The sequence below is a fragment of the Mycolicibacterium aromaticivorans JS19b1 = JCM 16368 genome, assembly GCF_000559085.1.
Classification (GTDB): Bacteria; Actinomycetota; Actinomycetes; order Mycobacteriales; family Mycobacteriaceae; genus Mycobacterium; species Mycobacterium aromaticivorans.
Genome location: NZ_JALN02000001.1, coordinates 4,785,886 through 4,805,592, shown reverse-complemented (window position 1 = coordinate 4,805,592; position 19,707 = coordinate 4,785,886). Strand labels below are relative to the sequence as shown.

Below are 19,707 nucleotides of genomic sequence, written 5' to 3'. Positions count from 1 at the left end.
CGTGTTGTTGCCGTCGCCCAAGGGCAACCGTTCACCCAACCGCAACCTGGAGTGACTAGCGTGCCGGACCATGTCCGCAGACGCAGAGCAGCTGGCCAGGTTGCAGAGTGACGTCGACGCGCTGCTGGCCCAGCTGGCCGATGCCGAGCTGCGATGGCAACCGTGGACCGACCCGGTTGCCGACGAGAATCGGTGCAGCGCAACGAACCTGGTGCACTACTGGGCGATGCGGCAGGTCGACCTCCGCGATGCCCAGCAGCAGCTGACGGCTCTGGGGCTCTCCTCGCTCGGCCGCAGCGAAGCACACGTCCAGGCGACGCTGCGCCTGGTGTCGGCCGCGCTCGCCGCGATGCGCGGACAGGGCTGGACACCGAACGACCAGGTCTGCGTGGAGGTCGCCGAGGGCGGCCGCCTTCTGGAGCGCAACGCCACCGAGTTGCTGGGACCCGCCGCCGAGGACCGCGCGGCCCGGATCATGGTCACCCTGCCCTCGGAGGCGGCCACCAACCCCGGCCTGTCGCGCACCCTCATCGACTCCGGTATGCGGATCGCCAGGATCAACTGCGCCCACGACGACGCCGCCGCATGGAAAGCCATGGCGGACAACGTCCGTGCCGCCGCCGCGGCGGCGGGCCAGACCTGCCTGGTGGCAATGGACCTGGGCGGCCCGAAACTGCGCACCGGCCCGCTGGAGCCGGGACCCCGGGTGGTGCGCCTTCGGCCGACCCGTAACGCCCAGGGTCAAGTGGTCGCCGCCGGGCGCGGCTGGCTGACCTCGGCGCGACGGCCGGCCCGCCCGCCGGAGCCGGATCTGGCCATCCTGCCGGTCAAAGCGGACTGGCTGGCCAACCGCGCCGAGGGCGACGAACTTGTGCTGCGCGACACCCGCGGGTCGAAGCGACGGCTGCTGCTGGCCGCGGCGGCGCCCGGCGGCTTCGTCGTCACCACCGAGAAGACGACGTATGTGGGCACCGGCACGGTTCTCAAGGCCGGCGGGCAGGAGCGAAGCGACTCGGGGAAGAAGCGGCGCCGCAAAGACTCCACCAAAGTCGGCGAAGTACCCGCCGTCGAGCAGAGCCTGCGACTGGCGGCGGGCGATGTCGTACGGGTCACCCGCGACTGCACACCGGCGCCGGTCGACGAGGGCCAGCCGCCGCGGATCGGCTGCACGTTGCCCGAGCTCTTCGACACCGCCGAGGTCGGCGAACGCGTGTTCTTCGACGACGGGAAGCTCGGCGGCGTGGTGGTCGCGGTGACCGCCGACGCCCTCGACGTGCGCATCGAGCGCCCCGCACACGGAACGGCAAAGTTGCGGGCCGGCAAGGGAATCAACGTCCCCGACACCGACCTTCCGATCTCGGCACTGACCGACAAGGACATCGCGGACCTGGCGACGGTGGTCGAGCTGGCCGACTTCGTCGAGCTGTCGTTCGTTCGCGAACCCGCCGACGTCATCCGCCTCTTCGACGAACTGGACCGCCTGGGTGACCGTGATCTCGGAGTGGTGCTCAAGATCGAAACCCGGCTGGCTTTCGAGCATCTGCCGCGGCTGCTGCTCACCGCGATGCGTCGACGCCGGGTCGGGGTGATGATCGCCCGCGGTGATCTGGCCGTCGAGGTCGGCTACGAACGGATGGCGGAGCTGCAGGAGGAGACGCTGTGCCTCTGTGAAGCCGCTCACCTGCCGGTGATCTGGGCGACTCAGGTGCTCGAGCAGCTCGCCACCACCGGGCTTCCATCCCGGGCTGAAATCACCGATGCAGCGATGGCGGAGCGCGCCGAGTGCGTGATGCTCAACAAGGGTCCCTACATCACCGACGCGGTCGTCACGCTCGACGACGTGCTTGGGCGGATGGCCGGCCACGAGCACAAGAAGAGTTCGTTGCTGCGCAGTCTGCAGTCATGGCGGGCCACCGACTGAGCTACCCGGGGTCGTGCCCGAGCTCGTGGGCCAGGGCGCCCCCGACCTCCGGCTGCCGGAACCGGTGGCCCAGCTCCGCCAGATTGGCCGGCAGCACGCGTTGATTCGCCTCGGCCAGTTCCCGGGCCCCCTGCTTACCCAGCAGCAGTCGTGGACCGAGCGATGGCACCGGCAAGACGGCAGGGCGATGCAGCGTCGCCGCGAGTGCCTTCGTATAGGCCTTGTTGCGCACCGGATTCGGCGCGACCGCGTTGACCGGACCCGCCATCGCCTCGTCATAGACGGCGCGATAGTAGATGTCGAGCAGATCGTCGAGGCCGATCCACGACAGCCACTGCTCGCCGCTGCCCAAGCGGCCACCGAGGCCGGCGGCGAACAGCGGGCGCATCAGCCGCAGCGTGCCGCCCCGGGCGGCCTGCACGATGCCGGTGCGCACGCAGACGGTCCGAACCCCTGCGGTCGCGGCGGGCTCAGTGGCGGCCTCCCAGTCGGCGACCACGTCGGCCAGGAAACCGTCACCGCGCGCACTGTCCTCGGATAGCTCGGCGTCGCCGCGGTCGTACCCGTAGATCCCGATCGCCGAAGCACTGACGAATGCGCTCACCCTCGCGCCGGCGGCCAACTCGGCCAGCCTGCGGGTCGGCTCGATGCGGGAGTCGCGGATCGCGCAGCGATGCTCCTCGGTGAAACGCCCGGCGATCGATTCGCCTGCCAAATGGATGACAACGTCAACCCCCGCGAGCAGATCGGGCGCGGGAGCACTTGGCTCCCAACGCCTTTCGTCAGGACGGACCGGTTCGCGGCGGACCAGCCGGATCACCCGGTGCCCGCCGGTGGACAACAGAGCGCTGAGCGCGGTACCGACCAGGCCGGTAGACCCGGTGACGGCGACGGACAACTGGCCGGCACCGGCCTGCCGCGCATCCCGGTGGGCGGCGAGGTCATCTGCCAGCTGGCGGTGTCGATAGACGAACGTCGAGCGCAGCGCAGTGCCCGGCACCGTGGTGTCCACCTCGTCGCGCATCTCGGTACGGCCGGCCCCGGCGTCGGCGAATGTGTGCGTATGCCGCCACCACCCGATGATCCGCGGCGGCAGCGTCATCAGCCCATCCGAGGACAGCACGTCGACGAACTGATGCGGCGGGTCGTAGCCGGAGGGATCGTGCCGGGCCACCCAGCGCAGGCCGCCGGGCAGACCGAGGACCGCGCGACCGTCGGCCAGCGATTCGGTTTCGGCGATGACGCGCATCGGTTGCCAGGGCGGAACCAGTCGCCGCATCGCGCCGGGCCGGGTGTGCCAGGCGAAGACCTCGTCACGAGGATGGTCGATGATGCTCGAGTAGTGGATGCCCATGGATCCCTTTTACCCGTGTGAACACCCGATCGACCGAGCGCCCCGCAAGGGTCACGAAAAGGTCAGCGTGAGCCGGACTCGCCGGACTTCTGCTCCTCGGGCTCATCCGCGACCGATCCGGTCTCGCCCTCAGATTCGGCTTCGTCAGCGACGGTTTCATCGGGCTCGGCTGGCTCGCCGGGGGCGTCCTCGGCCGTCTCAGGCTCGGCCGCCGCCGGCGCCTCGTCCTCGGGGTAGTCGGCGTCGAACGTCGAATAGGTCGTGTCGACCGTCTCGTCGGTTTCCGAGTAGGCGGTGGTCTCGGCGGTCGCCGAGGACTCCACCGACTCGTCGGGAGTCGTCGCGGTCGCCGGCTCCACCTCATCGACGTGTCGCTGCTGGCGCTCCCGGATCGCATCGATGATCAGCAGGATCACTCCGACGACGCTGGCCGCGATACACACCCATGCGACCAGCTCATTGCTGGTGACGACCGCGGTGACCAGGGCCGCGAGGCCGATCACCGCCAGCACCAGCGCAACGATCAGCATCGATCAACCTCCAGCGCGCGCAGCGCTCAGTTGTTGCCCCGGTTGAACTGGTTGAACCCACCGCCGTCGCTGGAAGCGCCCGAATCGACCGGTGCGGCCGAGCCACGCTGACCCAGCTCCTCGAGCTGGGACTCCAGGTAGGTCTTAAGCCGGGTGCGGTATTCGCGCTCGAACGTCCGCAGCTGCTCCAGCCGTCCCTCGAGGACAGTCCGCTGCTGGTTGATCGTGCCCATGATCTCGGTGTGCTTGCGCTCGGCGTCGGCCTGCAAGGCGTCGGCCTTCTCCTGCGCCTGCCGCAGCTGGGTCTCCGAACGGTTCTGCGCATCGCTGAGCAGCGCTTCGGCGCGCTGCTTGGCGTCGGCGACCGTGGTCTCCGCGGTGTGGCGGGCCTCCGACAGGATCTGGTCGGCATTGCTGCGCGCATCGGCGAGCAGCTTGTCGGCCTCGGCCTTGGCCGTGCCGGTGAGCCGGTCGGCGGTGTCCTGGGCCAGGGCCAACACCCGAGCGGCCTTGATGGCCTGCTCCTCGCTGGCGGCAGGGCTCGGCGCCGGGGCGGGAGCCGCCTGCGGTGCGGGCGCCGGGGTGGGCTCGGGCTCCGGCTCGGGCTGATACATCGGAATGGCCTGCGTCGGCTGCGGAACAGCGCCGCCGGAGCGGGCGGACGACAACTCCTGGTCGAGCTCGGCGACCCGCTGGCGCAGATCCGAGTTCTCCTCGATGAGCCTGGTCAGCTCGTTCTCCACCAGGTCGAGGAAGGCATCGACCTCATCCTCGTTGTAGCCTCGCTTGCCGATGGGCGGCTTGCTGAACGCCACATTGTGCACGTCGGCCGGTGTAAGTGGCATCATCTGCCCCCTCGGGTCTGAACGGTTGAACGGGTGCAAAGTCTAGAACGTGTCGAACGTTCGTCGGTCCGTACTGTAACTGGCGTCCATCCTGTCACACCAGAACCGCCGGTCGCCTCGGAGACCGATAATTAAGAGCTAATTTCAATTTTTTGTGGCCTCCGACTCGGCGTGGCTCATCGCGATTCGCCGGCCGTTGGGGTACCGTGCGCGCTCTTTCGCCGAGGGGGCCAAACTCAGGCGGCCGCGCCGAATGCCAGCTGCATTCCGATGAACGCGACCAGCAGAAGCACCATGATCGACAGGTCGAACCGGACCGCGCCGATGGTCAGCTGCGGGATAAGTCGACGTAACAGCTTCACGGGTGGGTCGGTGATCGTCATGATCATTTCGAGGATCACCACGGTGAGCCCTCGCGGATGCCAATCCCGGCTGAACGACCGGATGAACTCGACGACGACCCGCGCGATCAGCAGCAGCCAGAACACGAACAGCGCGAAGCCAAGGATTTCGAAGAACAGCGACAACTAAAGCCGGTCCTTAATCAACAGCGGATGTGACATTGCCGACATCGCTGGTTTCAGGCCAGCGCGACGCAGTCAGCCTACCTAAGACCTGGGGCGCCCTCAGACGTCGGACCACCGCCGTCGGTCACTGGTAGCTGTAGAAACCCGCCTCGGCGATCCGCCGGCGCTCCTCGGCGCTGACGTCGACGTCGGCCGGCGACAGCAGGAACACCTTGGTTGCGACCTTGTCGAACGACCCGCGCAGGGCGAAGGCCAGACCGGCGGCGAAGTCGACCAGCCGCTTGGCGTCGGCGTTGTCCATCGAGACAAGGTCCATGATCACCGGCTGGCCGTCACGGAAGCGCTCGCCGATGGTGCGGGCCTCGCTGTAGTCCTTGGGGCGCAGGGTCGTGATCTTCGACAGCGGGCTGCCGGCTTCGAACAGTTCGGCCATCCGGCGCGGGTCCATCGCCAGTGCGCCGCGAGTCGAACCGCGCAGCGAGCCGAACCGCGACGAGCGTGGCATGTCGTGGGGGTGCTCGAACTCGCGCGGACGGAACCGCGGCTCGTCGCCGTACTGGGCGCGGAAGCCACCGGTCGGTGCGTAGTCGGCCTCGCGCGGGTCCCGGAGATCCTCGTACTCGCGACCCATCCGCGGGTCGCGGTCGTCGAAGCGGCCCGGGCGCTCGTACTCATCGTCGGCGAAGCGCTCACGGCGGGCGTAACCGCGGTGAGCGCCGCGGTCATCGTCGTCGTAGTACTCGTCGTCATAGTCGTCCATCGGGGCCATACCGAAGTAGGCCTTGACCTTGTGGAGAGTGCTCATCGCTGGACCCTTCTGAAAGCGGGAAGTGCGGTGTCTGTGATGAAGATGTGACTGGAGTGACTACTCAGGGAGACGTTAGAGGACGTTGTCCCATAAGCGCGGTTCCGACACGCACACACGTAGATCCGTGTCGCACCGCCGCCTCCAGGTCGCCGGACATCCCCGCCGACAACGCTGTCGCACCAGGGTGATTGCGCAATATCCGGCGATGCTCGTCGGCCAGCGCCGCGAACGCCGCGTCGGGGTCGGCACCCAGCGGCGGGACGGCCATCAGCCCGGCCAGCCGCAACGCGTCCGCCTCGGCGACCAGGGCGCACAATTCGTCGACGGCGCCCGGATCGCCGATATCCACACCGCCGCGTGAGGTGTCCCCGTCGAGGCTGATCTGGACGAACACGGTGATCGGTGCACTGCGCACCTCCTCCTCGATGGCCAGCGCGGCGCCGCGGTCCAACGCCGTGGCCACCTTGGTGGTACTCAGCGAGTGAACCGTATCCGCCCATGCCGCAATCGCTTTGGCCTTGTTGCGTTGGATCTGACCGACCATGTGCCAACGTAGGTCGCCGGCACCGGTGAGATCGGCCACCTCGGTGATCTTGGCCGAGGCCTCCTGTTCGCGGGATTCACCGAACACCCGGCAACCCAGCCGCCACAGGATCGCGACGTCGGTCGCCGGGAAGAACTTGGTGATCGGCAGCAGGTCGATGTCGGCGACGTCGCGTCCGGCGGCGCGCGCAGCCGCCGCGAGCCGGTCGGTCAGTGCGGCCAGGGCGGTGGCGAGTTCGGCCTCCCGGTCGGTCGGGCTCGTCATTCCATCCACACCAAACACGCCAGGCGACCGGTCGGGGCGTCGCGGCGGTGGCTGAACAGCTTGGTGTCGGCCACCGTGCAGCGCGGGTCGGCGTCGATGGCTTTGACCCCGGCGTCCCGCAATTGCCGGAAGATTCCGGCCCGCAGATCCAGTCCCGGCGTGCCTTTCGCGGTCCGGGTCCGGCTGCCAGGCAGCCGCGCTTCGACGTCGGCGGCCATCTGTTCGGGCACCTCATAGTTGGCGCCGCTGACGGCCGGGCCGAGCAACACCGAAATGTCCTCGATGTGAGCACCGTTGGCCAGCATGGTGTCCAGGGTGCGCAGCACCACACCGCCGGCGGCCCCCACCCGGCCGGCGTGAACGGCGGCCACCACCCCGGCGCTGGCGTCGGACATCAGCACCGGCACGCAGTCTGCGGTCACCACCGCCAGGGCGAGCCGCGGCGTCGTCGTCACCAGCGCGTCGGTGTCGTCGACGGCGTCGGTACGCGGACCGTCGACGACGGTGACGTGGTCACTGTGAGTCTGATTCATCCACACCACGTGGTCCTCGGGCAGCCCGATCGCCGCGGCCAGCCGTGTGCGGTTGGCGGCGACCGCTTTCGGATCGTCGCCGACGTGGTCACCGAGATTGAAGGTGTCGAACGGTCGGACCGAGACACCACCGGCACGGGTGGTGGTCACGCGACGGATGACTGTCACAAACCCAGTATTGCGGCAGCGCGGAAAGCGTCAGTGCCGCATGAACGGCGGCACATCGACGTCGTCGTCGGAGATTCCGCCGTCGTCGCCGCCACCGATGCTCACCGTCGCACCGTTGGTGTGCACCGGCACACTCGCGGCGTCGATCGGGTCGAACAGCGACGAGCTGAGCTTGCCTGCCGCACCGGGCGCGATGGGCTGCGCCCCGGTGGCGGCACCGGCCGCCCCGACGACCGGCTTGCGGCTCGGGCCGGCGGAGTCGAACCCGGCCGCGATGACCGTGACCCTGACCTCGTCGCCGAGCGAGTCGTCGATCACGGTGCCGAAGATGATGTTGGCATCCTGATGCGCGGCGTCCTGCACCAGTGAGGCGGCCTCGTTGATCTCGAACAGGCCGAGGTCGCTGCCGCCGGCCACCGACAGCAGCACGCCCTGAGCACCTTCCATCGAGGCTTCCAGCAGTGGCGAGTTGATCGCGATCTCGGCGGCCTTGAGCGCGCGACCGTCACCGCGGGCCGAGCCGATACCCATCAGGGCGGTGCCCGCACCGCTCATGACGCCCTTGACGTCAGCGAAGTCGACGTTGATCAGACCCGGGGTGGTGATCAGGTCGGTGATGCCCTGCACGCCATTGAGGAGCACCTCGTCGGCGCTGCGGAAGGCATCCATCAGCGAGACCTGGGCGTCGCCCATCTGCAGCAGTCGGTCATTGGGGATGACGATCAGGGTGTCGCAGCTCTCGCGCAGCGCCTGGATGCCGTTCTCGGCCTGGTTGGAGCGGCGCTTGCCCTCGAAGGAGAACGGCCGGGTCACCACACCGACGGTCAGCGCGCCCAGCTTGCGGGCGATGTTGGCCACTACGGGTGCGCCACCGGTGCCGGTGCCACCACCCTCGCCGGCGGTGACGAAGACCATGTCGGCGCCGCGCAGCAGCTCCTCGATCTCGTCCTTGGCGTCCTCGGCGGCCTTGCGGCCGACTTCGGGATCGGCGCCGGCGCCGAGACCACGGGTGGAGTCGCGGCCGACGTCGAGCTTGACGTCGGCGTCGCTCATCAACAGCGCCTGGGCGTCGGTGTTGATCGCGATGAACTCCACGCCCTTGAGTCCCTGCTCGATCATGCGGTTGACGGCGTTGACGCCGCCGCCGCCGATGCCAACGACCTTGATGACGGCGAGGTAGTTATGCGGGGGGGTCATCGTCTGTCTTCCTCCCAGGTGGGGATCGGGTCTTCGGCCCTTCTGGCAAACCCTCAACCTCAACCAGAGGCTTAGAGTTATGTCAAGTAGTGCCGTGCAACCAGAACGGTATGGCCGGTGGTGCCCGGATGTGGGAGGCGCGCCGGGGTGTCGCGGGCGAATTTCCTCACCGGCCTGCGCCGACCGGCTACTTGACCGTCGGCAGATCCGGGCTCGAGACGTCGTACACCTTGCCCGGCTGGGTCAGCAGCGCGGCCAGCTTCTCCGCCTTCTCCTCGGTGCGGTCCGTCGTCCCCCAGACCACCGTGCGCCCGTCGGTCAGGGTCAGCGTCACCGACGCCACCGACGGCGCGGCCACCCGGCTGACCTGACCCACCACCTCCGGGCGCAGCGCGGTCATCACCTCGAGCGCGGCCCGCGTCGGCGGATCGCTCGGACCGGGCTTGTCGACGTCGATGTACGGCAGGCCGGGCGGCGGCGGCGCCGTCGCGAAATCCACGCCGTCCTTGTCGAACAGGTGCGGACCGTCGGGATAGTCCTTCACCACGATCGGGATTCGCTCGACGATCGTGATGCGCAACGTCGACGGATACTCACGCTGTACCCGTGCGCTGGCCACCCGCCGGATGCCGGCCACCCGATCGGCCACCTGGTCGGTGTTGATCTGCAGCAGCGGGGTGCCCAGCTGGACCTTCGCCGCGTCCACGACCTCCTCGCGGGTCACCGCGCCGATCCCGGTGATCACCAGCGAGCGCGCCGACATCACCGGCGTGAAATAGAGGATCAATCCCAGCCCGACGCTGATGATCACGAGAACGATCAGCCAAATGAACAACCGCAGACCGCGGACAGTCCTCTTGCCCAAAGGTTTCGGCGCTTCCGTGGCCTCACCGCGAACCCGGCGCTTGGCCTCCCGGCGCGCCTCTTCGATCGCGGTGGCGCGGAGCTGCGCGGCGCGCCGCTCGGCACGCTCGCGGCGCTCCCGCATGCGGGGCCCCTCGACGACTTCGGGCGCTTCGGCCTCGGGCGCCGCCGGCGCGCCGTCGTCGGGATCGGCGGTGCCGTCGTCGTCACCCGGATTCTCGCGCGCGTCTGTCGGTTTGGGCAGGATGGGCGGGGCCTCGACCCCGTCCTCCCCCGCCTCCGGCCCATTCACCGGTTCTGCCCCGGCAACGATCGATTTCCCTTGGCCTGCAACGCCGTCAGGATCTCCTGCCCCAGCATCGTGACGTCACCGGCGCCCATGGTGACCACGACGTCACCCGGGCGGGCCGACGCGGCGACCTGCGCGGCCACCGCCGAGAAGTCGGCGACATAGTGCACCGGCACGCTGACGTGCTGCGCCACCGTCGCACCGCTGATCCCGGCGATCGGCTGCTCACGCGCGGCGTAGACGTCGAGTACGAACGCTTCGTCGGCGGTGTCGAGCGCGGTGCCGAAATCACGTGCGAAAGTCTTTGTGCGCGAATACAAATGCGGCTGGAACACCACGATGCTGCGCGCGCCGACGATCGTTGGGTGACCGGTCCGGTCCTGCTGGGCGACCGCCCGCAGCGCGGTCAGCGCGGCCCTGACCTCGGTCGGGTGATGGGCATAGTCGTCGAAGACCCGCACCCCGTCGGCCGTGCCGACCAGCTCGAAGCGCCGCCGCACCCCCTCGAACCCGGCCAACCCGTCGAGCACCTCGCCGATCGGCGCACCGGCCTCGACCGCGGCCAACAGCGCGGCCAGGGCATTGAGTGCCATGTGCCGGCCCGGCACCGCCAGCCGCAGCACCCGTTGATGAGTCTCGCCGGCCAATTGGATGTGGGCGACCGCACCGGTGCCGTGCTGCTCCCAGCCGATCAGCGCACCGGCCAGTCCGTCGGCCGGGCCTTCCCCATAGCGCAAGACCCGAACCCCAAGGGCCGCACTGCGTTCGGCCAGTGCGGCCGAACCAGGATCGTCCGCGCACGCCACCAGGGCGCCGCCGGGCGCCAGGCGTTCGACGAACGCGTCGAATACCGCGGTGTAGGCGTCGGCGCTGCCGAAGAAGTCGAGGTGGTCGGCCTCGATGTTGGTCACGACCGCCACATCCGGGGTGTATTCGAGCAGCGAGCCGTCGCTTTCGTCGGCCTCGGCGATGAAGTAGTCGCCACTTCCGTTGTGCGCGTTGGTACCCGCCTCGCCGAGATCGCCGCCGACGGCGAACGACGGATCCAGCCCGGCATGCTGCAGCGCGACGATCAGCATCGAGGTCGTCGTGGTCTTCCCGTGCGTGCCGGTGACCATCAGCGTGCGGAAACCGGCCATCAGTTTGGCCAGCACCACCGGGCGCAGGATCACCGGGATCGCCCGCTTGCGTGCCTCCACCAGTTCGGGATTGGTCTTCGGGATCGCCGCGTGGGTGGTGATCACCGCGGTCGGGCCGCCGGGCAGCAGATCGAGATTGGCCGCATCGTGACCGATGCTGATCACCGCGCCACGCGCCCGCAACGCCACCACACCGCGGGAATCCTTGGCGTCGGAACCCGACACCAATCCCCCGCGGTCCAGCAGAATCCGGGCGATGCCCGACATCCCCGCGCCGCCGATTCCCACCATGTGCACGCGCTGCAGTTCCGGCGGCAGCTCCCGGGGAGCCGTCGGCGCGCTCATCGGCGGCCCTTCCCCGCGTGAGCGACGTCGAGGGCCACCGCGGCGACCCGCTGCGCGGCGTCCCGGTGTCCGACCCGCGCGGCGGCCGCTGTCATCGCCTGCAGTCGCGGCGCGTCGGTCAGCAGGCCGACCACCTCGCGGGCGATGAACTCGGGGGTGAGCTGGGCATCCTCGACCAGCAGCCCTCCGCCGGGGTTGACCACCGGCAGCGCGTTGAGCCGCTGCTCGCCGTTGCCGATGGGCAGCGGGACGTAGACCGCGGGCAACCCGACCGCCGACACCTCGGCCACCGTCATGGCGCCCGACCGGCAGATCGCCAAGTCGGCGGCGGCGTAGGCCAGGTCCATCCGGTCCAGGTAGGGCACCGCGACGTAGGGGGGCTCGCCCGGCTGGGTGCTGCGCAGGTCGAGGGTGTTCTTCGGGCCGTGGGCATGCAGCACCGCGATGTCCGCGGCGGCCAGATCAGCCGCGGCCGCCGACACCGCGCGGTTGATCGACGCCGCGCCCTGCGAACCGCCGAACACCAGCAGCACGGTGGCGTCGTCGGCGAAACCGAAGTACTCGCGGGCCTGCGCACGCAGCCCGACCCGATCCAGCGAGGTGATCGACGCCCGCACCGGCATGCCCACCACTTCGGCGTGCCGCAGCCCCGAATCGGGTACGGCGGCCAGCACTTTGCGGGCGCTGCGTGCGCCGAGTTTGTTGGCAATGCCGGCGCGCGCGTTGGCTTCGTGCACGACGACGGGAATGCGACGGCGCCGTGCCGCCAGGTAGGCCGGAACGGCGACATACCCACCGAATCCGATGACCACGTCGGCGGCGACGTCGTCGAGCACGGTACGGGTTTCCCGCACCGCCCGGCAGACCCGCAGCGGCAGGCTCATCAGGTCGCCGTTGAACGTGCGCGGGAGCGGCACCGGGGTGATGAGTTCCAGGTCGTAGCCACGCTCGGGCACCAGCCGGGTCTCCAAACCGCGCGGGGTGCCCAAAGCAGTGATCCGGATGTCCGCGTCCAGCGCTCTGAGCGCGTCAGCCACCGCCATGGCCGGTTCGACATGCCCGGCGGTGCCTCCACCGGCAAGCACAACCGACACCGAGTCACTCACCCGTAACGCTGACCTTCCAATGTGCGGGACCGCCGTGCGCGACTGCTTCCCTCTTTCGGCTGCTGCGCGCTGTTACGCGGAGCGTCACCATGATGCCCTGAGCGTCGGGTGGGTCGCTGGGCCGTCCTGGTTTTGGCAGGTAGAGCGGCACGGTCGCGGGTGGACTTGGTTGTGCGGGCCGGTTTTTTGGCCGGTTTCTTCTCCGGCCTGGCCGGGCGGGCCGGCCGCGCAGGCTTGGCGGCTTTCGCCGCGTTCGGCCTGCCGCGCAGCCGGTCGCGCACCGCCTCCGCCCGGGAGGGCACATAGGGTTCGGGCAGCGGGAGCCGCAGGATGCGGTTCATCCGGTCTTCGCGGCCGGCACGCAGTGCGGCGACCGCCTCCGGTTCGTGACGGGCCGCGTTGGCCATCAGTCCGATCATGAACAGCGTTGTCGCCGTTGATGTTCCGCCGGCAGAGATGAGCGGCAGTTGGATTCCGGTGACGGGCAGGAGACCGATGACATAGCCGACATTGATGAACACCTGGCCGACCACCCACATGGTGGCCGACGCAGTCAGCAGCCGCAGGAACGGGTCGGCGGATCGCCGGGCGATCCGCATGCCGGTGTAGCCGAACAGCCCGAACAGGGCCAGCAGCCCGAAGGCGCCGACGAAGCCGAGCTCCTCGCCGATGATCGCAAAGATGAAGTCATTGTGGGCGTTGGGCAGATAGTTCCACTTGGCGGTCCCCTGACCCAGCCCGTCGCCGAACACGCCGCCGTTGGCCAGCGCGAACTTGGCCTGGCGAGCCTGGTATCCCGAGCCTTGCGCGTCGGCACCGGGATCCAGCCAGGACCGCACCCGGTCGGATCGGTAGCCCTCGGAGACCGCCAGCACGGCCGCGGCGGCGACCGCAGCCCCCAGTGAGCTGACGAACACTTTCAGCGGGAGACCGGCATACCAGAGCAGGGCCAGCAGGATGATGCCCATCGACACGGTCTGCCCGAGGTCGGGCTGGGCGACGATCAGGGCCAGCGCGATCACCGCAGCGGGAATCAGCGGGATCAGCAGCTCACGCAGGGACGCATGCTCCAAGCGGCGAGTAGCCAGCAGGTGCGCGCCCCAGATGGCGAACGCGATCTTGGTCAGCTCTGAGGGCTGCATCGACAGCCCCGCGACGACGAACCAGCCGCGAGCACCGTTGGACTCGTGGCCGATGCCGGGAATCAGCACCAGCACCAGCATCACGACGGTGATCGCGAACGCCGAGAACGCGGTTCGGCGCAGGAAGTTGACCGGTACGCGTAGCGCGATCCAGAAGCCGAGCAGACCCACCACCGTCCACAGAACCTGGCGGCCGAAGATCGCCCAGGGCGAGCCGTCCTCGTCGTAAGAGTGCACACCCGACGCCGACAGCACCATCGTCAGGCCGAGGGTGACCAGCAACGCGGCCACGGACACGATCAGGTGAAACGACGTCATCGGCCGGCCCAGCCAGGCGCCGAACCTGCGGTGCACCTCGAACCGGTGCTTGGCCGGCGCCGCGGCGGCAGCTACCGGTGCGGTGGTGGTCTCGGCGTCCCCGTCGGCGGTCTGCACCGCGTCGATGTCGGCCTCGACCGCGGAGTCGGTGGTGTCAGTGGTGTCAGTGGTGTCGGTGTCGGCCGAACCGCGACGGCGCAGCCGGGAGAACATCGTGGGCACGACGATTACCGCGCCGTGGCGCGCACGGCGGCGGCGAACGCGTCGCCCCGGTCGGCGTAGCCGGTGAACTGGTCGAACGACGCGCCGGCGGGGGCCAGCAGCACCGTGTCGCCGGTGCGGGCCAGGCGCGCTGCGGCGGCGACCACCTCGGTCATCACCCGGGCGCCCAGGCCCGGAGCGGAGGCGTCGACCACTCGAGTCTCATGAGTAACACCTGACTCATTGGTCTCATGCACCACAGCATCCTCCCGCGTCACCACCTCGATGACGGGGACATCGGGCGCGTGTCGCGATAACGCGTCGGCAACCACCGCGCGGTCGTGACCGATCAGCACCGCACCCGCCAACCGGTCCGCCACCCGGGCGACCAGGTCGTCGACCGACGCGCCCTTGAGCATGCCGCCCGCCACCCACACCACCCGCGGATACGCGGTGATCGAGGCCTGCGCAGCGTGCGGGTTGGTGGCCTTGGAGTCGTCGACGTAAGCCACCCCGGCGACGACGCCGACCTCCTCGGCACGATGTCGCCCGACCCGGAAGTCGGTCAGCGCGTCGGCAATCGACGCGGGCGCGACGCCGACAGAGCGGGCCAGCGCCGCCGCGCCCAGGGCGTCGAGGACACCGACCGGACCCGCCACCGAGATCGACTCGACCGGGGCCAGTTCGAGATCGCCGGCGAACGCGCGGTCGACGAGCATGCCGTCGCGGACGCCGAGTTCCCCGACATCCGGCTCCCCCAGCCGGAACCCGACCTTCACGGGTGCGGCCGCGCCCGCCAGCAGACCGCCGGCAACCGGGTCGTCGAGACCGACGACCGCGACCCGGCCGTCGAGCACCCGGGCCTTCGCGGCGGCGTAGGCGTCCATCGACCCGTGCCAGTCCAGGTGGTCCTCGGCGACGTTGAGCACCGCCCCGGCTTCCGGGCGCAGCGACGGAGCCCAGAACAACTGGAAGCTCGACAGCTCCACCGCCAGGATGTCCGCCGGCTGATCCAACACATCCAGAACCGGGTCGCCGATGTTGCCGCACAACACCGCGCGGCGGCCATCGGCGACCAGCATGGCGTGCAGCATCGAGGTCGTCGTTGTCTTGCCGTTGGTGCCGGTGACCACCAGCCAGCGCCGCGGCGGACCGTAGTGACCTGCGGCATCGAGGCGCCAGGCCAGCTCGACATCACCCCAGATCGGCAGTCCGGCCCCGGCGGCCGCGGCCAGCACCGGCGCGGTCGGCGGAAAACCCGGACTCGTCACCACCAGGGCGAAGTCACTGATGGACACGACCGCCTCGGCCGGGGTGATCGCATGGATTCCGTTGTCGGCCAATGCTTGCAATGATTCGGCGTTGTCGTCGCAGACCCAGATGTGCACGTCGAGCGACGCCAGTGCCGACACCACCGCACGCCCGGTCACCCGGGCGCCGGCCACCAGCACCTGCGCCCCTGGGGTCAGCGGCTCCAGCCCGGGCATGTCAGGCCCCGATGGCCGACAGCCACTCGCCGTAGAACAGCGCCACGCCGAGGCCGCAGGCGATCGCGGTGAGCAACCAGAACCGGATGATCACCGTCGTCTCCGCCCAGCCGACCAGCTCGAAGTGATGGTGGAACGGCGCCATCCGGAACACCCGCCGCCCGGTGGTGCGGAACGCCAGGATCTGCACCACCACCGAGGTCACCTCGGCGACGAACAGCGCGCCCAGCACCACCGCGAGTACCTCGGTGCGGCTGGTCACCGACAGGCCGGCGATCATCCCGCCAAGCGCCAGCGACCCGGTGTCGCCCATGAAGATCTTGGCCGGTGCGGCGTTCCACCACAGGAAACCGATGCACGCCCCGGCGGTGGCTGCCGCGAGCAGCGCCAGGTCGAGCGGGTCACGCACGTTGTAGCAGCCCAGTCCGGGGGCGGTCGCGCACGCGTTGCGGTACTGCCAGAACGTGATCAGCACGTACGCGGCACTGACCATGGCCATGCTGCCGCCGGCCAGCCCGTCGAGGCCGTCGGTGAAGTTCACGGCGTTGGACCACGCGCTGACGATCACGACCGCGAACAGCACGAACAGCAGCGGGCTCAGTGTGACCGTGGCGATCTCGCGCACGTAGGACAGCTCGGGACTGCCCGGTGTGAGCCCATCGGAGTTCCGGAACTGCAGCACGAGGATGCCGAACAGCACGGCGGCGGTGATCTGCCCGACCGTCTTGGCGGTCTTGTTCAGGCCGAGGTTGCGGGAGCGGCGGATCTTGATCAGGTCGTCGACGAATCCGACCGCGCCGAGCGAGGTGGCCAGGCCAAGCACCAGCAGACCGGAGGCCGACGGGCCGTCGCCGTTGAGCGCGAGACCAACCAGGTGGGTGCCGAAATAGCCGGCCCAGATCCCGACGATGATCGCCACGCCGCCCATCGACGGTGTGCCGCGCTTGGTCTTGTGGCTCGGCGGCCCGTCCTCGCGGATCTCGTGGCCGAAACCCTGGCGGGTGAACAGCTTGATCAGCGCAGGCGTCAGCAGGATCGAGACCGCAAGCGCGATCGCGACGGCGACGAGGATCAGTCTCATGAGGCGCCCTCGTCGAGCAGGGCTTCGGCCAGCGAGCCGAGGCCCGCCGAATTGGAGGCCTTCACCAGGACGACGTCACCGGGCTGCAGTTCGGCACGCAACACCGCCAGGGCAGCGTCGGTGTCGGCGACCATGGTGGATTCCGAACCCCAGGATCCCTCCATGACCGCCCCGTGGTGCATGGCGCTCATGGGCCTCCCGGTTCCGACGACGACGAGTCGACTGATATCTAAGCGCACCGCCAGCCGGCCGACACGATCATGCTCGGTTATCGACTCATCCCCCAGCTCGGCCATCTCACCGAGCACCGCCCAACTGCGGCGTGTCCCGCCCGAACGGGCCATCACGGCCAGCGCCCGCAGTCCGGCCTTCATCGAGTCGGGGTTGGCGTTGTAGGCGTCGTTGATGATGGTGACGCCGTCGGCGCGGGTGTGCACCTCCATCCGGTGCCGCGACGCCGGCCCTGCAGTCGCCAGTGCGGCGGCCACCTGCTCCGGAGTCGCGCCGCATTCCAGGGCCACCGCCGCCGCCGACAGGGCGTTGCCGACCTGATGCTCGCCGTGCACGGCCAGCCGCACCTCGGCTGAGCCGGCCGGGCTCAGCAGAGTGAAACGCGGCTGGGCCAGTTCGTCGAGCTGGACGTTCTCGGCGCGGATGTCGGCCGCCTCGGACTGCCCGACCCGCACCACCCGGGCGGCGGTACGGTCCGACATCGCGGACACCAGTGGATCGTCGGCGTTCAGGATTGCCACGCCGGAGGCCGGAACTGCCTCCACCAGTTCGCCTTTCGTGGCGGCGATCACCTCACGCGAGCCGAACTCGCCGAGGTGCGCGGTGCCCACATTGAGCACCACCGCGATCGACGGCGGCGCGATCGCAGCCAGGGCGGCGATGTTCCCGAGGTGGCGGGCCGACATCTCCAGGACCAGGTAGTCGGTGTCCTCGGTCGCCCGCAGCACGGTCCAGGGCAGACCGAGTTCGTTGTTGAACGAGCCGGGCGGGGCAACGACCTCGCCCAGCGGGCGCAGTACCGCGGCGATCAGATCTTTCGTCGACGTCTTGCCCGACGATCCGGTGACCCCGACGATCGTCAGACCGCCCGCCACGAGTTCGGCCGCGACCGCCGCGGCCAGCTTCGACAGCGCGGCCAGCACGGCGGCACCGGAGCCGTCGACGTCGTGTTCGAGCACCCCGGCTCCCGCGTCGGCCGCCACCGCCGGCGGCACCACGATCGAAGGAACTCCCACCGGCCGGGCCGCGAGCACCGCGGCCGCACCCGCGGCGTCGGCGGCCTCGGCGAAGTCGTGTCCGTCGCTGCGGGCGCCCGGCAGTGCGAGGAACAGACCACCCGGACCCACGGCGCGCGAATCGAATTCGATGGTCCCTGTGACGATCCGCTTGGCGGCCGCGTCCGCGCTGATGTCGGCGAGTTCGCCGCCGACGATCTCGGCGATCCTCGCGACGGACAGCGCGATCACGCGTCCCCTCCCCGCGCGTCGAGGGCGGCCGCGAGCTCGGCGCGGTCGTCGAACGGCCGGGTCTGACCGGCCGCGGTCTGGCCCTTCTCGTGACCTTTGCCCGCGATCACCACGACGTCGCCACTACGGGCCCAGCCCACCGCATGCCGGATCGCCGCGCGCCGGTCCCCGATCTCGATGACTTCAGCGCCGTCGGCACCTCCGGCGCCGGCCATGATCGCGGCCCGAATCGTTGCGGGGTCCTCGTTGCGGGGGTTGTCGTCGGTGACGATCACCAGATCGGCAAGCTCGGAAGCGATGCGGCCCATGGGTTCCCGCTTGCCGGGATCGCGGTCGCCACCGGCGCCGAAGACCACCGCCAGCCGGCCCTGCGCGGGCTTGAGAGTCTCCAGCACCGCCTGCAGCGCACCGGGTTTGTGGGCGTAGTCGACGACCGCGAGGAAGTCCTGTCCCCGGTCGATCGGTTCCAGCCGGCCGGGCACGGCCGCCGCGCGCAGCCCGGGTGCGGCCTGTTCCGGTGACACCCCGATGGCATCGAGCATCGCCAGTGCCAGGAGCGCGTTGGCGACGTTGTAGCGCCCGGGCAGGCGGATCCGCAGCCGGTGATGCACACCGGCGGGGTCCACCGCGGTGAACTCCTGGGCACCGCCGTCGACGACAGTGATGTCCTCGGCTCGCCAATCCGCCGGGTGGCCGTCGGCGGACACCGTCACCGAATCGTCGGCCCGGCGCGCCATGTCGCGGCCCGCGTCGTCGTCGACGCAGATCACCGAGACCGCGGCGTGTGCCGGGGAGGCCGGGTCGAACAACCGCGCCTTGGCTTCGAAGTAGGCGGCCATCGTGGGATGGAAGTCGAGGTGGTCGCGGGACAGGTTGGTGAAACCGCCGACAGCGAACCGGATGCCGTCGGTGCGACCGAGTTCGAGCGCGTGGCTGGAGACCTCCATCACGGCGGTGTCGACGCCCTTCTCGGCCATCACGGCCAGCAGCGCCTGCAGCGCCGGGGCTTCCGGGGTGGTCAGTGCGCTTGGCACGTCCTCCCCGGCGATCCGGACACCGACGGTGCCGATGAGCCCCGGAACGCGGTCGGCCGATCGCAAGCCCGCCTCGATCAGGTGGGTGGTGGTGGTCTTGCCGGAGGTTCCGGTGACGCCGACGACCACAACCCGGTCCGACGGGTGCCCATAGACCGCGGCGGCCAGTTCACCGAGCACGGCGCGGGGCTGCGGATGCAGCAGGACCGGGATGGGTGCCGACTCGCCGAACAGACGGTGGATGACCGCGACGCCGTCGGCATCGGTGAACACCGCAACGGCCCCACCATCGACGGCGGCCCTGGCGAATTGCGCGCCGTGGGCCGAGGAGCCGGGCAACGCGGCGAACAGATCACCGGCCACCGTGTCCTGGCCGCGCAGGGTGATTCCGGTGATTCGCACGTCGGGCATCGTGCCGCCAGAAGCCGGAACCGCGCCGACCCGGGCGGCCAGCGTCGGCAAGGTCAGCGCCGGCGTGGCGCGGGGCCGCAGGGCGTTGGTCATTGGGTTGTCACCCTACCCAGCCGGCACC

The 19,707-nt window shown here is 69.7% G+C and carries 17 protein-coding genes; 1 reads left to right on the top strand and 16 read right to left on the bottom strand.

The genetic code is table 11. The annotated features are described in order from the left end of the window. Positions 1 to 70: 70 nt before the first annotated feature. The gene (locus Y900_RS22905; RefSeq protein WP_036344688.1) at positions 71 to 1,921 is read left to right on the top strand and encodes a pyruvate kinase; all 1,851 of its coding nucleotides are present in this window, start codon (positions 71 to 73) and stop codon (positions 1,919 to 1,921) included. A 1-nt stretch (position 1,922) separates the two neighbouring features. Here the strand turns inward: Y900_RS22905 and Y900_RS22900 are convergent, their stop codons facing one another. From Y900_RS22900 to Y900_RS22825, 16 genes are all read right to left on the bottom strand, one after another. Next, positions 1,923 to 3,275 carry a TIGR01777 family oxidoreductase gene (locus Y900_RS22900; protein WP_036344687.1) on the bottom strand — a complete coding sequence of 451 codons (1,353 nt, stop codon included), beginning with the start codon at positions 3,273 to 3,275 and terminating at the stop codon, positions 1,923 to 1,925. A 62-nt stretch (positions 3,276 to 3,337) separates the two neighbouring features. Beyond that, positions 3,338 to 3,805 carry a phage holin family protein gene (locus Y900_RS22895; RefSeq protein ID WP_036344686.1) on the bottom strand — a complete coding sequence of 156 codons (468 nt, stop codon included), beginning with the start codon at positions 3,803 to 3,805 and terminating at the stop codon, positions 3,338 to 3,340. 26 nt (positions 3,806 to 3,831) lie between these two features. Next, positions 3,832 to 4,650 (bottom strand): DivIVA-like cell division protein Wag31, encoded by an 819-nt coding sequence (wag31, locus tag Y900_RS22890; protein WP_036347584.1) that lies wholly within the window; start codon positions 4,648 to 4,650, stop codon positions 3,832 to 3,834. A gap of 236 nt (positions 4,651 to 4,886) precedes the next feature. Continuing rightward, complete coding sequence (locus tag Y900_RS22885; protein ID WP_036344685.1) at positions 4,887 to 5,177, bottom strand: YggT family protein; 291 nt, start codon at positions 5,175 to 5,177, stop codon at positions 4,887 to 4,889. 124 nt (positions 5,178 to 5,301) lie between these two features. Then, the gene (locus Y900_RS22880; RefSeq protein WP_036344684.1) at positions 5,302 to 5,982 is read right to left on the bottom strand and encodes a cell division protein SepF; all 681 of its coding nucleotides are present in this window, start codon (positions 5,980 to 5,982) and stop codon (positions 5,302 to 5,304) included. Between the two features lie 64 nt (positions 5,983 to 6,046). Further along, positions 6,047 to 6,793, bottom strand: a complete 747-nt coding sequence (locus tag Y900_RS22875) for a YggS family pyridoxal phosphate-dependent enzyme (protein WP_036344683.1) — start codon at positions 6,791 to 6,793, stop codon at positions 6,047 to 6,049. Further along, positions 6,790 to 7,494 carry a peptidoglycan editing factor PgeF gene (gene pgeF, locus Y900_RS22870; RefSeq protein ID WP_036344682.1) on the bottom strand — a complete coding sequence of 235 codons (705 nt, stop codon included), beginning with the start codon at positions 7,492 to 7,494 and terminating at the stop codon, positions 6,790 to 6,792. Before pgeF ends, Y900_RS22875 begins: the two co-directional genes overlap by 4 nt. A 30-nt stretch (positions 7,495 to 7,524) precedes the next feature. Then, entirely contained in the window at positions 7,525 to 8,691 is a 1,167-nt protein-coding gene (gene ftsZ, locus Y900_RS22865; RefSeq protein WP_036344681.1) for a cell division protein FtsZ, read from the bottom strand. Between the two features lie 187 nt (positions 8,692 to 8,878). After that, positions 8,879 to 9,868, bottom strand: a complete 990-nt coding sequence (locus Y900_RS22860; protein WP_420329838.1) for a cell division protein FtsQ/DivIB — start codon at positions 9,866 to 9,868, stop codon at positions 8,879 to 8,881. After that, the gene (gene murC, locus Y900_RS22855; RefSeq protein WP_036344680.1) at positions 9,844 to 11,328 is read right to left on the bottom strand and encodes a UDP-N-acetylmuramate--L-alanine ligase; all 1,485 of its coding nucleotides are present in this window, start codon (positions 11,326 to 11,328) and stop codon (positions 9,844 to 9,846) included. The genes Y900_RS22860 and murC overlap by 25 nt, the downstream gene beginning before the upstream one ends. Beyond that, complete coding sequence (murG, locus tag Y900_RS22850; RefSeq protein ID WP_420329783.1) at positions 11,325 to 12,434, bottom strand: undecaprenyldiphospho-muramoylpentapeptide beta-N-acetylglucosaminyltransferase; 1,110 nt, start codon at positions 12,432 to 12,434, stop codon at positions 11,325 to 11,327. Before murG ends, murC begins: the two co-directional genes overlap by 4 nt. Further along, positions 12,431 to 14,107 carry a putative lipid II flippase FtsW gene (gene ftsW, locus Y900_RS22845; RefSeq protein WP_036347578.1) on the bottom strand — a complete coding sequence of 559 codons (1,677 nt, stop codon included), beginning with the start codon at positions 14,105 to 14,107 and terminating at the stop codon, positions 12,431 to 12,433. The genes murG and ftsW overlap by 4 nt, the downstream gene beginning before the upstream one ends. Positions 14,108 to 14,121: 14 nt before the next feature. Next, complete coding sequence (murD, locus tag Y900_RS22840; RefSeq protein ID WP_036344679.1) at positions 14,122 to 15,582, bottom strand: UDP-N-acetylmuramoyl-L-alanine--D-glutamate ligase; 1,461 nt, start codon at positions 15,580 to 15,582, stop codon at positions 14,122 to 14,124. A gap of 1 nt (position 15,583) precedes the next feature. After that, entirely contained in the window at positions 15,584 to 16,663 is a 1,080-nt protein-coding gene (gene mraY, locus Y900_RS22835; RefSeq protein WP_036344678.1) for a phospho-N-acetylmuramoyl-pentapeptide-transferase, read from the bottom strand. After that, positions 16,660 to 18,141, bottom strand: coding sequence for a UDP-N-acetylmuramoyl-tripeptide--D-alanyl-D-alanine ligase (locus Y900_RS22830; RefSeq protein ID WP_036344677.1), 1,482 nt, complete (start codon positions 18,139 to 18,141; stop codon positions 16,660 to 16,662). Before Y900_RS22830 ends, mraY begins: the two co-directional genes overlap by 4 nt. Further along, positions 18,138 to 19,679 carry a UDP-N-acetylmuramoyl-L-alanyl-D-glutamate--2,6-diaminopimelate ligase gene (locus Y900_RS22825; RefSeq protein ID WP_036344676.1) on the bottom strand — a complete coding sequence of 514 codons (1,542 nt, stop codon included), beginning with the start codon at positions 19,677 to 19,679 and terminating at the stop codon, positions 18,138 to 18,140. Before Y900_RS22825 ends, Y900_RS22830 begins: the two co-directional genes overlap by 4 nt. Positions 19,680 to 19,707 lie beyond the last annotated feature (28 nt).

What these genes read in the sequence shown, in the direction of transcription:
- ftsZ (WP_036344681.1), bottom strand. Translation starts at nt 8,691, where the DNA reads ATGACCCCCCCGCATAACTACCTCGCCGTCATCAAGGTCGTTGGCATC.
- Y900_RS22895 (WP_036344686.1), bottom strand. Translation starts at nt 3,805, where the DNA reads ATGCTGATCGTTGCGCTGGTGCTGGCGGTGATCGGCCTCGCGGCCCTG.
- murD (WP_036344679.1), bottom strand. Translation starts at nt 15,582, where the DNA reads ATGCCCGGGCTGGAGCCGCTGACCCCAGGGGCGCAGGTGCTGGTGGCC.
- Y900_RS22905 (WP_036344688.1), top strand. Translation starts at nt 71, where the DNA reads ATGTCCGCAGACGCAGAGCAGCTGGCCAGGTTGCAGAGTGACGTCGAC.
- mraY (WP_036344678.1), bottom strand. Translation starts at nt 16,663, where the DNA reads ATGAGACTGATCCTCGTCGCCGTCGCGATCGCGCTTGCGGTCTCGATC.
- murC (WP_036344680.1), bottom strand. Translation starts at nt 11,328, where the DNA reads ATGAGCGCGCCGACGGCTCCCCGGGAGCTGCCGCCGGAACTGCAGCGC.
- wag31 (WP_036347584.1), bottom strand. Translation starts at nt 4,650, where the DNA reads ATGCCACTTACACCGGCCGACGTGCACAATGTGGCGTTCAGCAAGCCG.
- ftsW (WP_036347578.1), bottom strand. Translation starts at nt 14,107, where the DNA reads ATGTTCTCCCGGCTGCGCCGTCGCGGTTCGGCCGACACCGACACCACT.
- Y900_RS22825 (WP_036344676.1), bottom strand. Translation starts at nt 19,679, where the DNA reads ATGACCAACGCCCTGCGGCCCCGCGCCACGCCGGCGCTGACCTTGCCG.
- Y900_RS22880 (WP_036344684.1), bottom strand. Translation starts at nt 5,982, where the DNA reads ATGAGCACTCTCCACAAGGTCAAGGCCTACTTCGGTATGGCCCCGATG.
- Y900_RS22875 (WP_036344683.1), bottom strand. Translation starts at nt 6,793, where the DNA reads ATGACGAGCCCGACCGACCGGGAGGCCGAACTCGCCACCGCCCTGGCC.
- Y900_RS22900 (WP_036344687.1), bottom strand. Translation starts at nt 3,275, where the DNA reads ATGGGCATCCACTACTCGAGCATCATCGACCATCCTCGTGACGAGGTC.